This is a genomic window from Humidesulfovibrio mexicanus, assembly GCF_900188225.1.
In the GTDB taxonomy this organism is placed as follows: domain Bacteria; phylum Desulfobacterota; class Desulfovibrionia; order Desulfovibrionales; family Desulfovibrionaceae; genus Humidesulfovibrio; species Humidesulfovibrio mexicanus.
Map to the genome: position 1 here is coordinate 351,223 of NZ_FZOC01000003.1, position 14,101 is coordinate 365,323.

The 14,101-nt window shown below is 66.3% G+C and carries 7 protein-coding genes; 1 reads left to right on the forward strand and 6 read right to left on the reverse strand.

Features of this window, described 5'->3' with window-relative positions; genetic code table 11:
- Positions 1–262: 262 nt before the first annotated feature.
- The 4 genes from CHB73_RS08260 to CHB73_RS08275 all read right to left on the reverse strand — a co-directional run bounded on the left by CHB73_RS08260 (position 263) and on the right by CHB73_RS08275 (position 8,311).
- Positions 263–1,159 (reverse strand): radical SAM protein, encoded by an 897-nt coding sequence (locus tag CHB73_RS08260; RefSeq protein WP_089273994.1) that lies wholly within the window; start codon positions 1,157–1,159, stop codon positions 263–265.
- Between the two features lie 70 nt (positions 1,160–1,229).
- Positions 1,230–3,803 (reverse strand): hypothetical protein, encoded by a 2,574-nt coding sequence (locus tag CHB73_RS08265; protein WP_089273996.1) that lies wholly within the window; start codon positions 3,801–3,803, stop codon positions 1,230–1,232.
- Positions 3,804–3,912: 109 nt separating this feature from the next.
- Positions 3,913–6,162 carry an ATP-binding protein gene (locus CHB73_RS08270; RefSeq protein ID WP_179216960.1) on the reverse strand — a complete coding sequence of 750 codons (2,250 nt, stop codon included), beginning with the start codon at positions 6,160–6,162 and terminating at the stop codon, positions 3,913–3,915.
- A complete protein-coding gene (locus CHB73_RS08275) occupies positions 6,146–8,311 on the reverse strand; it encodes an EAL domain-containing response regulator (protein WP_089274000.1) in 2,166 nt (721 codons plus the stop codon). Before CHB73_RS08275 ends, CHB73_RS08270 begins: the two co-directional genes overlap by 17 nt.
- Before the next feature lie 222 nt (positions 8,312–8,533).
- Here CHB73_RS08275 and CHB73_RS08280 point away from each other — a divergent pair, with 222 nt between their 5' ends.
- Positions 8,534–9,778, forward strand: a complete 1,245-nt coding sequence (locus CHB73_RS08280) for an EAL domain-containing protein (RefSeq protein WP_089274002.1) — start codon at positions 8,534–8,536, stop codon at positions 9,776–9,778.
- A gap of 336 nt (positions 9,779–10,114) precedes the next feature.
- Here CHB73_RS08280 and CHB73_RS08285 read toward each other — a convergent pair whose 3' ends face one another.
- Positions 10,115–12,157 (reverse strand): acyl-CoA dehydrogenase family protein, encoded by a 2,043-nt coding sequence (locus CHB73_RS08285; protein ID WP_089274004.1) that lies wholly within the window; start codon positions 12,155–12,157, stop codon positions 10,115–10,117.
- 238 nt (positions 12,158–12,395) lie between these two features.
- Entirely contained in the window at positions 12,396–14,006 is a 1,611-nt protein-coding gene (locus CHB73_RS17280; protein ID WP_089274006.1) for a DNA methyltransferase, read from the reverse strand.
- Positions 14,007–14,101 lie beyond the last annotated feature (95 nt).

Here is a 14,101-nt window from a genome sequence, read left to right on the forward strand (position 1 = left end):
AAAGCCGGACACGCAAGCGCCGCTCTGGGTTGGCGGAGAAGGCGGCGCTTTTATGGATGCACTGAACGTTTGCAACGTTGCAACCAGCCAACCTCACCTTTGCCGCCATGCTGGAAGACTCTCGGCCGTTCCGGGCCTGTGATGCCTGTCAACCATCCACAGCGGCTGGGGACAATTCTGCGGTAAGCATCCAGGCGAATCGTCATGGGGGGCATTTCTCCCCTTGAGACCGGGTGCTGGGGGCGGCGCCCCCTCATTTCGTTTACAGCCTCCGGTACGCGCGCGGCGTCAGGGCCGTTTTGCCTGCCAGGGCCTGGCGCACGGCGTCGAGTCCGGCCTGCTTGTCGCGCGGGAGCCGCAGCCGCAGCCGAAGGGGATTGGAGGCGTGGTTGGAGAAGAAGAGCCCGCCCGTAAGGCTGGTTTCTTCGAGAAGCCAGAGCAGCTCATGGAGCAGCCCCGCATCGTCTTGCGGGGTGAAGCCGCCCTGGCGCGCGCGCTCGAAGAGGGGCGTGCCGGGCGCGACCATGAGGGCCAGGGCGGACGCCTGTTCCGGATCCATGCGCGAGAGCACCTGGCCTGTGGCGCGGGCGTGTTTCTCGGCCGGGGAGCCGTGTTTGCCCAGGCCCGCCAGCCCAAGCAGCACAGTGACGGAGAGGCGCAGTCCGGCGTTCTTGGCGCGATTGGCCTGGCGCAGGTGTTCGGCCACGTCGCCCCATTTGTTCATGTCGGCGAGCACGGCGTCCGAGCCGGATTCCAGGCCCAGGTACACGGTGGAAAGGCCCAGCTCGCGCAGGCGGCGCAGGTCGGCGTCGGATTTGCGGGCCAGGGCCTTGGCGTTGGCATATGCGTTCACGCGCGCCACCTGGGGCAAGCGCTGGCGGATGTCGGTCAACAGGGTTTCAAGGCGTTTTTGCGGCAGGATGAGGGCGTCGCCGTCGCAGAGGAACACACGCCGCAGCATGGGCATGTGGGCGGCGGCGTGGTCCATGGCCTGGCGCAGGCGTTCGGGAGCCTTGAAACCGAAGCGTTTGCCCTTGTAGGCCGGGCAGAAGGCGCACCGGTTGTGCGAACAGCCGAGGGTCGCCTGCAGCAGCAGGCTTTCGGCCTCGGCCGGGGGGCGGATGACCTGCCCTTCGAGGTCGAAGCCCAAAAGCGTCATGTGGCGAGTGTGCCCTGGCTGCGCTGTGGCGTCAATGCCGGGGGCCGGGCGCGTTCGGGTGCGAAAGGGGCTACGTCTCTGTCCTGTCCGGCGCCAGCAGCGCGGCCAGGGCGTACAGCCCTACGGAGGCGGCGAACACCACGGTGTAGCCCAGGCTCACGGCCAGCAGGGTGGCCAGCGGGGTGGCCACGACGGAAAGCGCGCCGTTGACGCTCCAGGCCCAGGGGATGAAGGGGCTTGCGGTTCCCCTGTAGGTGGACAAACCCAGGGGGAAGGGCATTCCCATGCAGAAGCCAAGGGGCGCGGCCAGGCCCACGGTAAGGGCGGCCTTTGCCGCTGCGGGCCAGGTGAGGGCGGCGTTGAGGAGCCCAGGCAGCAGCAGGGCGAGCATCGCGGCCAGGGCGGCGGTGGCCCCGCAGGCCAGCCGGATGCCTGTCCTTGGGCGGGCGACGAAGCGTCCGCAAAAGGCGCTGCCCAGGCCGGAGGCCACGAGCATGGCCGAAAGCACCAGGGCGAAGGCCTGTGCCGGGTCGCTCAGGAAGAAGGTGAACCGCTCGATGAGCACGATTTCCACAAACAGAAAGCCCAGGCCCAGGCAGAGGAAATAGCCGAACCCGGAGAACAGGCGCCCCGTGCCGATGGAGCCCATGCCCCGCCTGCGCGTAAGCGGCAGCAGGAACACCACGGCGGCGAAAAGGGCGGCCTGGGCCAGCACGGCCAGGTTGACCAGGGAGCCCACTTCCTGCCGGGGCAGGAGGTCAATGCGCGCCAGCACCGGGCCGATGTTTTGCAGGCGCAGGATCTCATGGAAAAACGGCCGGTCCTGGGTGCTGGGGGAAAGGTCGAAGAACCGGAAGCTTGAGGATTCGACCCGGCCGTTCATGAGCTCGGCGAGGTCGTCCATGAGGGCGTCGCGCGGGCGGAAGCCGTCCGATCCGGGCTGTTCGGCGTTGCTGGTGGCGGTATCGAAGGACACGGGCGGCAGGTCGTTGAACACTTCGGCCGTGGCCGGATCGATGCCGGGGTAGTGGGGCGTGTCGAAGCTGCGTGCGGCGGCGAAGGCCCGTGCGGCGGCGATGTCCGACGGGGAAAAGGGCATGGGCGAGGCCAGGATGCGGGCGGTGAAGGCGCTGCGCACCACCAGCATGTGCCGGGCCGGGTCGGCGACGCCCGTGCGCATAAGCCCTGCGCGCACCGTGGCCGCGGCCTTGATGGCGTAGACCGGCAGTTCGCCGATGCCCATGGGCAGCGAAAGCACGCCCGTTGGCGTGAGGGCCGTCAGCAGCCGGGAAACGCCCTCGGTGGTCAGCAGGTACTTGTTGGCCTGGCCCTGGTCCAGAAACTCGGGGGAAACGTCGATGACGGCGTAGGACGCGCCGTTTTCCAGGGCCAGGGGCGACCCCAGTCGCGGGGGCGCGGCGCGGCCTGCTGGGGCGCTGCTGCCCAGGGGCTCCTGGTCCTCTGGGACGGGAACGTATTCGTCGGCGTCCTGGGCCGCCATGGGCGGCGCGGCGTCCTCCTCGGAAACCGCGGGAGGGCCTTCCTGCAGGGGCAGGCGCAGTTCGCTGCCGCGCGGCGGCGCGCTGGGACCGTGGGCGAGCAGAAGCGAGAGCAGCACCGGATCGCTTTCCAGGCTGTCCACCCGGCTGGCTCCCAGCTCCACGGCCTCGCGCAGGCGGAAGCCGCCCCGGCAGCCCGCCAGCAGCACCCTGGAACCGGGACGCAGCAGGTACGGCAGGCTGTCCAGGCTGGCGGAGAGGTAGCCCGTGTCCCAGGCCCCTGTGCGCGGCAGGGCGGCCAGGCGCTCGCCATCGCGGTACAGGCCCAGGGCCGCAGGCGGTCCGCCAGCGCCCAGCAGCTCGTAATTGTTGGAAAGGTCCGTGTCGTGGCGCTCCAGGTAGCTGTCCAGCAGCAGGTAGTGCCCGCGCGGGCTGCGCAGTTCGGCCAGCACGCGGTTGTCTTCCACGTTCAAGGCCATGGAGACCGGCTTGTACTGACTGTATGCCGCGCCGTTGTGGACCGCCACGATCCAGGCGGAAACGCCGCCAGCGCAGAGGACCAGCGCCGCCACGCCCAGGCGGGACGCGCCTTTTCCCGGCAGGCTTGTGAGCGCGGCGAGCAGCAGCGGCGGCAGCAGCAGCAGGGGGGTCAGGAAGGGCGGCATCCAGGCCAGACAGCACAGCAGGGTCGCCGCGCCAAGGCCAGCTCCCACCAAATCGGCGGTGTAGACCTTGGGAATGCTGTCCTGGCGGGCCAGGAAGGTGAGCCCCACGTACAGCCCGGAGAGGAAAAAGAAGGGAAACAGCGCCAGGTAGTACAGGCCGATGTTGGCCATCTGCCCGGCCACCAGCACCTGGTTCTGCAGCTCCAGCGGGTTGAAGGGAATGCGGCCCAGGGCCGCGTAGCCCAGGGCGCAGCACAGGGCCATGGCCGCGGGAAGGGCGCAAAAGAGCGCTTGCTGCCTGCGCTGGAAGGCCGGACCAAAAAGGCAGAGCAGCACCCCGCTCATGGAGTATCCGGCCATGGCCATGGAGATGACCCAGTAGCCGTACTCGCTCCAGCTGGTGATGGCGAAGTGGCGCACGAGGAAGATCTCGAACGCGATGGAGGCGAGGCAGACGAGGAAGATGCCGAGGTAGCGCATTGACCCCCAGCCGCTGGCGGGCCGCCGGGGCGGACCGTGCGGGAGCATGGTCGAAGGTGTGCGCCTGCCTACCGCATCCCGCCGGGCAAGGCAAGGCCGAGAACGTCCGCTACCGGGGCGTTGCCGGCTGGAAGCTCAGGCACAGGACGAACGTGCTGCCCTGCCCCGGCGTGCTTATGGCTTCCAAGGTGGCCCCCATGCCCGTGGCCAGCTCCTTGGCGATGGCCAGCCCCAGGCCTGTGCCCGCATAGCGTTTGGTGAGCGGGGCTTCAGCCTGCACAAAGGGTTTGAACAGCTTAGGCAAAAATTCCGGGGCGATGCCGATGCCGGTGTCCGTGACCTCCACCCGCAGGGTGCAGGTGTCCTCGTCGCGGCAGCTTACCTGGGCGTCCAGGCGCACCCCGCCCGTTGCCGTGAATTTCACGGCGTTGTCCAGCAGGTGGCGCAGCAGTTGGCCAAGGCGTTCGGGGTCGCCAACCAGCCGCAGCGCGTCCAGATCCCTGGGCGCGACAAGGGCGAAGGACAGCCCCTTGGTTTCGGCCCTTGGGCCGAACTCCGCCGCCAGGGGCGACAGCACCTCTTCCAGGCGGAAGGGCTTGAGTTCAAAGCGGGTCTCTCCGCTTCCCAGGGCCGCGTAATCCAGAATGTCGTTCACCAGATCGGTGATGTGCCGGGCCGAGCGGGTGGCCCAGGCGAGATATTCGGCGCGTTCTGCGGGGTCGGCCGCATCGCCCATGAGCTGGAGCATTCCCAGAAGCCCGTTCAACGGCGTGCGCAGTTCGTGGCTCATGTTGGCCAGAAAGGCGCTTTTGGCCTGGCTGGCGGCCTCCGCTTCCTCCTTGGCGGCCAGCAGGGCGCGTTCGGAAAGCTTGCGCTCGGTGATGTCGCGGGAGAAGCTGGCGATCTGGACGATTTCGCCCGCTGCGTTGCGCACAGGGTGCAGCCGGATGGCGTAGGTCCTTCCCTCGCGGTCTTCCTCGAAGCGCAGGGGTTTGCCCGTGCGCACAACCTCCTCCATGTGGGTCTTGCGGCCATTGCGCACGTATATGGGGATCATGTCCAGAATGCTCTTGCCGGTAAGCTCCCCAACGGTCTTGCCGCGCCGCATGGCGGCGGATTCGTTCATGGCCAGCACCTGGCCGTCGGGCACCAGCAGCAGCACCCCGTCGCTGGAGGCGTTGAACACCGCGCGCAGGCGCTCCTCGCTTTCGAACAGGGCCAGACGCGCGGCCTCCCGTTCCCTGGCGTGGCGCTCCATGGCCTCGGCCATGTGGTCCAGGGCGCGGCCCAGCTCGCCGATTTCTCCATCCTGGGTTGAAAGCCCGCTGCGGGCGGAGGCGTCGCCCGCGTGCAGCGCGCGCACGGTGTCCATGAGCCGGGCCGTCGGCTCCAGAATGTTGCGCCGGGCCCACAGGCGCGCCAGGAGCAGGATCGCCGCGGTCATGGCCGCCAGGGCGAGCAGATTGCGGGTAAGCTTGCCGCCGCTGGCCGCGTACACCGCCGCCTTGGGGATGCCCACCCGCACGTAGCAGGCCTCGCCCCGGCAGATGTTCAGGCGCTTGATGACGTAGTAGCGCTCCGCGCCGTCCAGGCCCATGCCCCAGCCTGTGGTCCCCGCTGCGTCGGCGCGGACGATATCGGCCTGCTCCCCGGGCAGTTCGGCGCCGGAATAGGGCGCGGCCTCTGGCAGACGGTACAGCACGCGGCCCGCGTTGCTGGCGAGCACCAGCGTGGTGTTTTCCGGCAATGCCGCTTCGTCGAATGTCTTGGCCGCCTGCGCCATGGTGAGGTGCGCCACCAGAAGCATGTCCACACGGCCCTCTGGGCCGAACAGGGGCGTGGCGTAGCTGATGACCGTGTGCGGCCGGGCTTGCGTCGCGTCCTGGGGGGAAAGGCCCACAGTGAAGCTCCGTCCCTTCAGGGCGGTGGCGAAGGCCTGGTCGTTGGCAAAGGTGAGGCCAGAGGCCACGGGGTGCGCCGCTAGGGCAACCGAGCCGTCTGGCCTGGCCAAAATGAGGTTTTCGTAGTGCGTGGCCCCCTGGGCCGCCAGGCGCAGCAAGCGCTGGCCCTGCGCCGACCTTCCGGCGCGCAGCAGCGGATTGGTGGCCAGGACCTCCAAGAGGGCCTGGGCGTTGGCGGTCTCGCGGCCCAGGGAATGCGCCACCAGGCCCGCGGCGCGCGCGGCCTCGGCCACGGCGGCTTCGCGCTCCTGGGCGCGGTCGCGCATGTGGCTGTAGAGAGAAAGCCCCAGCATGGGCAGAAGGGCAAGCGCCACCAGGGACACCAGCAAGGCGTGCAGGCTGGCGGCGCGTCGTCGCAGGCGCTCGTTCAGTCCGGGCACGTCACGCCTCGCCCGCATGGGCCGGGCCGCAGACATCCAGAAGGTCCTGGGCCTGGTCGCCGGAAACGGCCTTGGAGAACAGGAACCCCTGCCCGAACTCGCAGTTCAGCCCGGCCAGGAAATCGCGCTGGCGTTCGGTCTCTATGCCCTCGGCGACCACGTCGAAACCCAGGTTGTGGGCCAGGCTGACGATTGTGCGCACGATGACCAGGTTCTCGAAGGCGTCGAGATCGGACACGAAGCTGCGGTCCACCTTGAGCGTATTGATGGGGAAGCGCCGCAGGTAGGACAGGGACGAATACCCGGTGCCGAAGTCGTCGATGCCCACCTTGACGCCCATTTCTCGCAGGCCGCGCAGCTTGTGCACCACGCTTTCGGGGTTTTGCATCATCATGGTCTCGGTGATTTCGAGCTTGAGCAGCTGCGGGTCGAGGCCGGTCTCCTCCAGGATGCGCGCCAGCTGGCGCACCAGGTCCGGCTGGGCGAATTGCCGGGCCGAAAGGTTCACCGCCACGGTGAAGCCCTCCGGCAGGGCGAAACGCGAACGCCACAAGCTGGTGGTGCGGCAGGCCTCGGCCAGGGCCCATTGGCCGATGGGCACGATGAGCCCGGTCTGCTCCGCGTGGGGGATGAAGTCGCCAGGGGGCACAAGCCGCCCGTCCGTCTGCCAGCGGATGAGCGCCTCGAACCCGCACAGGGCCATGGTCTTGAGGTCGACAATGGGCTGGTAGTGCAGCCGGAACTCGTCCCTGTCCAGGGCCTGGTGCAGGTGCTGGTTCACGTTGAGCGCGTACTGGGCGCGGGTGCGCATGGCCCATTTGAACACCTTCACCTTGCCGCCGCCAAGGGTGCGGGCGTGCTCCATGGCGATGCCCGCATCGCGCAACAGGTCCTCGGGCTGGGCGTAGTCCGCCGGGCCAAGCACCACGCCCACGCTGGCCGTGAACCGCAGCGTGTGGCCGTCGATCTCCATGGGACGGGCCATTTCCCGGCAGACGCGCCGCGCCACCTGCATGGCCTCGGCCGGGTTCTTCAGTTCCTCCAGGATGAGGGCGAACTCGTCCGCGCCGCAGCGGGCCACGGTGTCCAGACCGCGCGCCGCGGCCTTGATCCTCTCGGCCACGATGCACAGGACCTTGTCGCCTGCGGCCGGGCCAAGGCTGCTGTTGATGGGCTTGAAGCGGTCCAGGTCCAGAAACAGCACCGCGTACAGATAGTTCAGCCTGCGGCGCGAACGCTCCATGGATTGCTCCAGGCGGTTCAGCAAAAGCGCCCGGTTGGCCAGTCCGGTCAGCGGATCCTGGAAGGTGCGCTCCTGGACCGTTTCCTCAGCCTTGCGCCGCGCCGTGGTGTCCTCGGCCACCAGGGCCAGCAGGCCCGGACCGGGCACGTAGGCCTGGATGCGCAGCCACCTCCGAAGGTCCGCAACGTAGGTCTCCACCAGCCCGCTGCGGCCGCTTCTGGCCACCTCGGCGGTGAAGTCCCGAAGGTGTCCCTCCAGATTGGGCAACAACTCGGAAACGGTCCTGTCCACAAGCATCTCGCGCGGGCGGTCCATCATCCGCTCCATGGCGGGGTTCACCTCCAGCACGCGGGCCTGGGGCAGGGCTGCCCCTTCCTCCATGGAGAGCAGGACGAATCCGTTGAGCATGGAGTTGAAGAGGCTTTGGTAGCGGGCGCGGCTGTCGGAAAGCGCCCTGGAGGAACTGCGCAGCTCGGCGACGGTGCGGGCCAGGGCCTCGCCTGCGCGCTGCACGGCCAGACGCTGGCGGTGCATGTCCACGAATACGCGCACCTTGTTCTTGAGGATGTCGTGATCGAAGGGCTTGATGAGATAGTCCACCGCGCCGGCTTCGTAGCCCCTGAAGACATGGCGCTGCTCTTTGCTGATGGCGGTGATGAAGATGATGGGGATGTGGCGCGTGGCCTCGCCCGCGCGGATGCGCTCCGCCGTGTCGAAACCGTCCAGACCCGGCATCATCACGTCCAGCAGGATGAGGGCGAAGTCGTGCTTGGACAAAAGCGCCAAGGCCTCATAGCCGCTCTTGGCGCACACGACATTAATCCCCTCCCGGCGCAACAGCCCGGAAAGCAGCAGCAGATTCACCTGCTCGTCATCCACGGCCAGGATGTCGATGGCCTCCGGGCCGTTTTCGGATCGGCACATGGCCCCGCTTTCCCCCTTGCTGCAAAAGGCTGGCGTTGCTGGGAATCTGAGTCGGCAGGACTCCCATCAATGCCTGATGTTATCCGAGCTATATAGAAATGTACAGGCCGTTGGCGTGTGTGAGTCTTTGCGCGCATTGGTTTTTCTTGTCCGACCCGGCATTTTGAAATATACTTATTTTTGAGAATACGAAACGAACCGCCCGCCGGAGGCGCTCCACACATGCCAGCATCCACAGCATCCCCGCTTTCCGGACTCGATACGAGCGGCATTCAGGCCGTCCTTGAAAGCGAAAACATTTCCGTGTTCTTTCAGCCGGTCGTCTCGGTACGGTCCAAGAGCATCCTCGGTTTCGAGGCCTTTTCGCGCTCCCTGTCGGAAAGCGGACCGCGCCTGGACGCGCACGACCTCTTCGGCCAAAACTGGGGGGCCAAGACCCGCCTGGAACTGTGCCGACTGTGCCGACGCAAGGCGTTGGAGGCCTTTCGGCCCATATTCGAACGCCACCCGCAGATGCTGCTCTTTCTCAACACCGATGGCGGCGGCTTGGCCGCGGCACACAAGAACGGCCACCTGGAGGCCGTGAGCCAGGCCCTGCGCATCCCCGGCAAGCGCATCGTGGTGGAGCTGGAACGCCCTTGGCTCAACCTGCCCGAGGTCGCCCGCTTCGTGCTGTACTATCGCGAAAGGGGCATGGGGCTTTCCGTTGACCTGTGCGGCGGCATGGGACTGCCCGTGGAGGAGCTCTTCGCCCTCAAGCCCGATTTCATCAAGTTCGATAGGCCGCTGTTCACCGATGTCCAGGGCCAGGAATTCAAGCGCGACATGGTGCAGTCGCTCATGCGCCTGTCCGACAAGCTGGGGAGCGTGCTCATCGCCAAGAACGTGGAGGCCGAAGACGAGGCCTTGCTGCTGCTCCAATGGGGGGTGAACCACCAGCAGGGATTCTATTACACAAAAGACAAGGATTCCACCGAACGCGACCCCATCCGCGCCTTCCAGCAGAAAGTGGAGGAAATCAACCGCCGCTACCGCGAAAGCGCCCACGCCTGTGTGGCCGACAAGCGCAAACGCTACGAGGACTATCACAAGACGCTCAAGAAGGTGGCCTACAAGATGGCCGACTGCCGCGAACACGAATTCGCCGCCGCCTGCGAACGCATCGTCTCGACCGAGCCGACCTTGGTGTGCGCCTCCGTCCTCACCGACGACGGCGTGCAATTGACCCCGCTCGCCTTCCGCCGCGACCTCGCCGTGGATTCCCCCTTGCTCGGGCCGGAACGCGGGCGCGGCACGGACCACGGTATCCGCGAGGATGTGCTGCACCTGAAGAGCGGCTTTGACAAGTACGTGCTGCCACAACACATCTCGCCCTTTGCCAAGGTCACCGTCAGCGCTATTTCCGCCCGCTTCTACAACGCCGAGGGCGCTCCCTACATCCTTTGCCTGGAGTTTTTGGTACAGTAGGCGCTTCGCCCGAATCGAATCAGGGGGCTCCGCCCCCTGCACCCCCGCCAAAGGGCCGCGGGCCCTTTGGAATCCCTTTGCCGAGCATGATGGCCCGGACGGCGCATGCGCCGTCCGGGCCATCATGCTCGGGAAGGGTTCTGGCGGGAAAGGATACGGTCTGGGGAGCGGCCGGGATTCTGAACGCTGTGCCGAAGAGGCTCCCGTCCTGGGGCCATGCTCACGTGGCGAGTCCCGCGGGCTTTCGCCCGCGGGACTCGCCACGATGCGCAGGGGCTCCGGGGGGCGCGAAGCCCCCCGGCGGGGTCCCAGGGGCGGCGCCCCTGGGTTTTCTCGCTACAGCGGGTAGTCCAGCGCCTCGGGGATCATGACCTGGGCGATGGCTTCGCCTGCGCGGTCGCGGGCCAGGCGCGCGCCGGAAAGGGCGGCGTCGGTTTGCGCGCGCAGGGCCTGGAACTCGGCCAGGTCGGCATCCACGCCGTAGCCGTAGGCCAGTTCGGCGCAGATGCGCGCCACTTCGCCTGCGGTGCGGGCGTTCTGCAGGCAGCAGAGGTCGGCGAAGAAGCCCAGGGTGTCGTCCAGGCTGTCGGCCAGGATGGGGTTCTCCGGGCCTTTGCGCTTGAGTTCGAGCACATCGTCCAGGAAGCAGCGCGCGGCCATGAGCCAGGACACGGCGTCGGCCATGGGGAAGGTGACGCCCTGCCGGTTGCCGGAGAAGAGTTTTTTGCCGTCGGCGTCCTTGGCGTTTTGCAGGTGGGCCAGGGTCCACAGCCACAGGCGCATGGCGCCTGCCAGGGCCTTGGCACCGGTCTGCGGCCAGGATTCGGCCAGGGCGTCCAGTTCCTTGATCCAGTGGCCCATGAGGGCGAGGAACACGGGGTTGCCCATTGTGGCGGTAAGGTGGCGGCGCTGGACGACTTCCGGGCCTTCGTAGGTGGCCTCAAGCTGGCAGTCGGTCCATTTCTGGAACAGGAAGCCGGGGCAGTCCTCGGTGACGCCGTAGCCGCCCACCAGGGCCACGGCCTCGCGCATCATGTTCGCGCCCACGCCGGGGCACCACAGCTTGCAGGCCGGGATGAGCACGTTTGTTTCGGCGTCCAGGAAGATGCTCTGCACGAACACGTCGTTTGCAAGCTCCTCGAAGCGGGCGGCGTCGCGTTGCGCTTCCGGGGTGAAGAGCAGGTTCAGGTATTCGAGGACCGTGGGCTCCATCTTTTTGAGGGCGCTCATCTGCGCGCGCGGGCCGGTGATGCCCTGCTCGCGGAACAGGGCCTCCTTGCGTTTTTCCAGCGGGTCCAGCAGGTCGGCCTTGCGGGCGGCGTCGAAGCCGAGCGAGCAGCCCGCCTCGCCGCAGGCCCAGAGGTCGGCCAAACGCTGGCAGGCGTCCTCCTTCATCTGCAGGCCCTGGTCGTAGCGCGGGGTGCCGGGCTGGGCGTCGCCGCCGCGGAAGCGCGAGCGGTGGTAGCGGATGATGGGCTCCACCGCCGAGAGCAGCTTGGCCGAGGTCATGACGCCCACGGGGATGCGCGTTCTGTGGAACACGCTGCCGATGATCTCCGCATGGGAGTAGTTGGGCACGATGACGCCGTCCTTCACCGTGTAGCCGCCGATGATGCGGCTGGCGGGCACGGTGAGGCTCAAAATGGGGTCGCGCGTGCTGGAAAGCTGGTGGACCATCTTGAGGGTGGGCGCGCCACGGTCGAACACGCCGGGGTCGTCCTTTTCCAGGATGACCATGCAGGAGCCCTTGATGCGCGGGTCGTCGCTGACCACGGCGGCGGTGACGAAGTCGGCGAAGTCCATGCCGGTGATGAAGCGGCCGCGCTTGTCCACCTGGAGCATGGGCTCCTGGCCCTCGTTCCATTCGGCCACGCGGACCTTGCTGGTGAGGATGCCGGTGTCCACGCCCACGAAGGGCAGCGGTTCGGTGAGGGCGAAGGCCCCGCGCATGGTCGCGCGGCCCTCGGTTGGGCAGGCCATGGCCATGTAGTGGTCGCGCTGTTCCGGGGTGCCCTTTTCGTGGATGGGGGCCAGGGCCAGGTTGGTGGCCAGGCCGCAGGTGGCGGCCCCGGCGTCCACCCAGGAGAGCTCGAAGGTGGTGAGGCTGAGGGCGAAGTTCTTGGGGCCGTCGATGTAGCCGCCCTGGGCGGTGTCCATGTAGAGCGCGGTCAGGCCGGAGGCGTCGAAGGCCTCAAGCAAAGTGTTCTTGCGCTCGGTCCATTCGTGGGTGTTGCGCTGGCCATCGGCCACCAGGCGGGCCACGTGGCCGCGGGCCACGCCGCGGGAGGACTGGACCACCATCTGGAGGTCGTAGCGGTCAGTGTAGCGCCACATGATCTGGCGGATGTCGTCACCGGGCAGGGTCGCGAGTTTGCTCATGAATCCCTCGAAAGTTGCGTTTCGTGAGTGGGCGCGCACAGGCGCGGGCGTGTGATTTTGAGCCGTCAAATACGGCATTCGGCGCGGGGTGTCAAAGGCGGAGGCCAGAATCGGCGCGGGCTTTGGCGGGGGCAAGGCTTCGGCGGGGGGCAGGGGCGCGGGCCGAGTGGGAAAGGCGCGCGCGGGCAAGCGCCGGGGCAGCGCCGATTGCTTCGCACGCTGCCGCCAAAGCCCGCGGCTACTCGCCCAGCGTGAACTGCTTCTGCTTCGGCCCCTTTTCGCGCGGGGCCTGCTTGAAGGTGCGCGTGCCGCCGGATATGTCCGGGTAGTCCGCACGCTCGGTTTCGGCCAGCAGCCCTTCGATGGTGAGGATCTGGATTTTTTGAAAGGGCCTGTTGGCGCGCTCGCACTCGAAATACCCGGTTTTCACGGCCTCGGTGGTCATGGGGCCGGTGGGCGGGGCAAGGGTGACGAACAGGCCGATGGCCGCCTTTTCGCGGTCCACCACGTGGGCCAGGTCTCGGATCATGGCCACGTTGACATTCTCGCCGCCCTTGACCGAGACCACGATTTTCTGGTCCGTCCCGCTGCCGTCCTGGAAATAGATGATGCCGTCGATGCCGCCGTCGGCCCCCTTCTTCTTGCCCTTGAAGGGCTGCGCGCCCACCAGGGAGCACGCCCACCACTGGAACTGGTACTTGTCGCGCCGGGCCAGGTCGGCCGCGCCGCCCAGGTCTTTGGGCGTGCCGTGGGTTTCGTAGCGCAGTTCGTCCTTGAAGGCGTCCTTGAGACGCTTTTCGATGAGGCTGATGGCCAGATGCGTGATGTCGATGCCTATCCATTTGCGGCCCAGCTTCTGCGCGGCGTGCAGGGCGGTGCCGCAGCCGCAGAAGGGGTCCAGCACCACGTCGCCGGGGTTGCTGGATGTGTTGATGATGCGCTCCAGAAGCGCCAGAGGCTTCTGTGTGGGGTAGCCCAGTGTCTCTTTACTTGAGCCATGAAGATGCTCAATGTCGTCCCAGTCGTCTGTTATCGGTTGCCCTTCCATATCATCTAGATAGCGCTTGCATTGTGGGACGGCACCTGGTTTTGATTGGAAAATCAAGCCAGATTCGTAAGCCTTGTTCATTCTATCTTTTGTCCACCTCCATACACGTGTAACACCTAAGAATTCGTATGTTAAGTTGGGACGATCTTTATTCGGGTTCGTGAGGTCGCCAAGCCTGTAGCGGCGTCCATTGTCATCTGTGTAACGGTAGAAAGTTTCTATATATTTTGGATCATGTACACCATAAACTTTGTTGAATATTGCAATGCAGCCTTTTGAATATCTAAGTATTACGTCACGGCAATTTGGAAAGTTGATTTTTGCGTGGCTTTTTGGTTGTGAGCGCCGCCATGAAATTTCATTCCTGTAGTTTTCTTTTCCAAACACCCCATCCAACACCACCTTCAAGTAGTGGCTGGCGGTTGGGTCGCAGTGCAGGTACAGGCTGCCCGTTGGCTTGAGCACGTAATGCAGCTTCAAAAGCCGATTGGCCATCATGGTCAGGTAGGCCATCATGTCGTTTTCGCCCAAAAATCTGCGCAGGGCCTGCATCATCTCCGCTACATCGGTATTCTCCTGCCGCAGCAGCTCCCGGTATTCGTCCTCTGCTTGCTGCCCCCAATGCCACGTGTCCTCGAAGGCTTCTATCTGCGCCTGGCTGTCTTTGCCTTGCTGGCTCTTGAAGAGCACATTGTAGTTGGCGTTGGAGTTGAACGGCGGGTCCAGGTACACGAGGTCCACGCATTCGGGCGGAAACCCGCGCAGCACGTCAAGGTTGTCGCCATAGTGCAGAGCGTTCATGCTGTCCTCGCTTTGGGCAGGGGGTTCACTATCCGGCACTGTCTATCCGCGCTGTCTGGTCGCGTCAATGGCGGCGCAACGGGCGCGGGCTTTGG

Coding starts and splice junctions, on each gene's coding strand:
- CHB73_RS08260 (WP_089273994.1), bottom strand. CDS start 1,159: ATGACGCTTTTGGGCTTCGACCTCGAAGGGCAGGTCATCCGCCCCCCG.
- CHB73_RS08285 (WP_089274004.1), bottom strand. CDS start 12,157: ATGAGCAAACTCGCGACCCTGCCCGGTGACGACATCCGCCAGATCATG.
- CHB73_RS17280 (WP_089274006.1), bottom strand. CDS start 14,006: ATGAACGCTCTGCACTATGGCGACAACCTTGACGTGCTGCGCGGGTTT.
- CHB73_RS08275 (WP_089274000.1), bottom strand. CDS start 8,311: ATGTGCCGATCCGAAAACGGCCCGGAGGCCATCGACATCCTGGCCGTG.
- CHB73_RS08270 (WP_179216960.1), bottom strand. CDS start 6,162: ATGCGGGCGAGGCGTGACGTGCCCGGACTGAACGAGCGCCTGCGACGA.
- CHB73_RS08265 (WP_089273996.1), bottom strand. CDS start 3,803: ATGCGCTACCTCGGCATCTTCCTCGTCTGCCTCGCCTCCATCGCGTTC.
- CHB73_RS08280 (WP_089274002.1), top strand. CDS start 8,534: ATGCCAGCATCCACAGCATCCCCGCTTTCCGGACTCGATACGAGCGGC.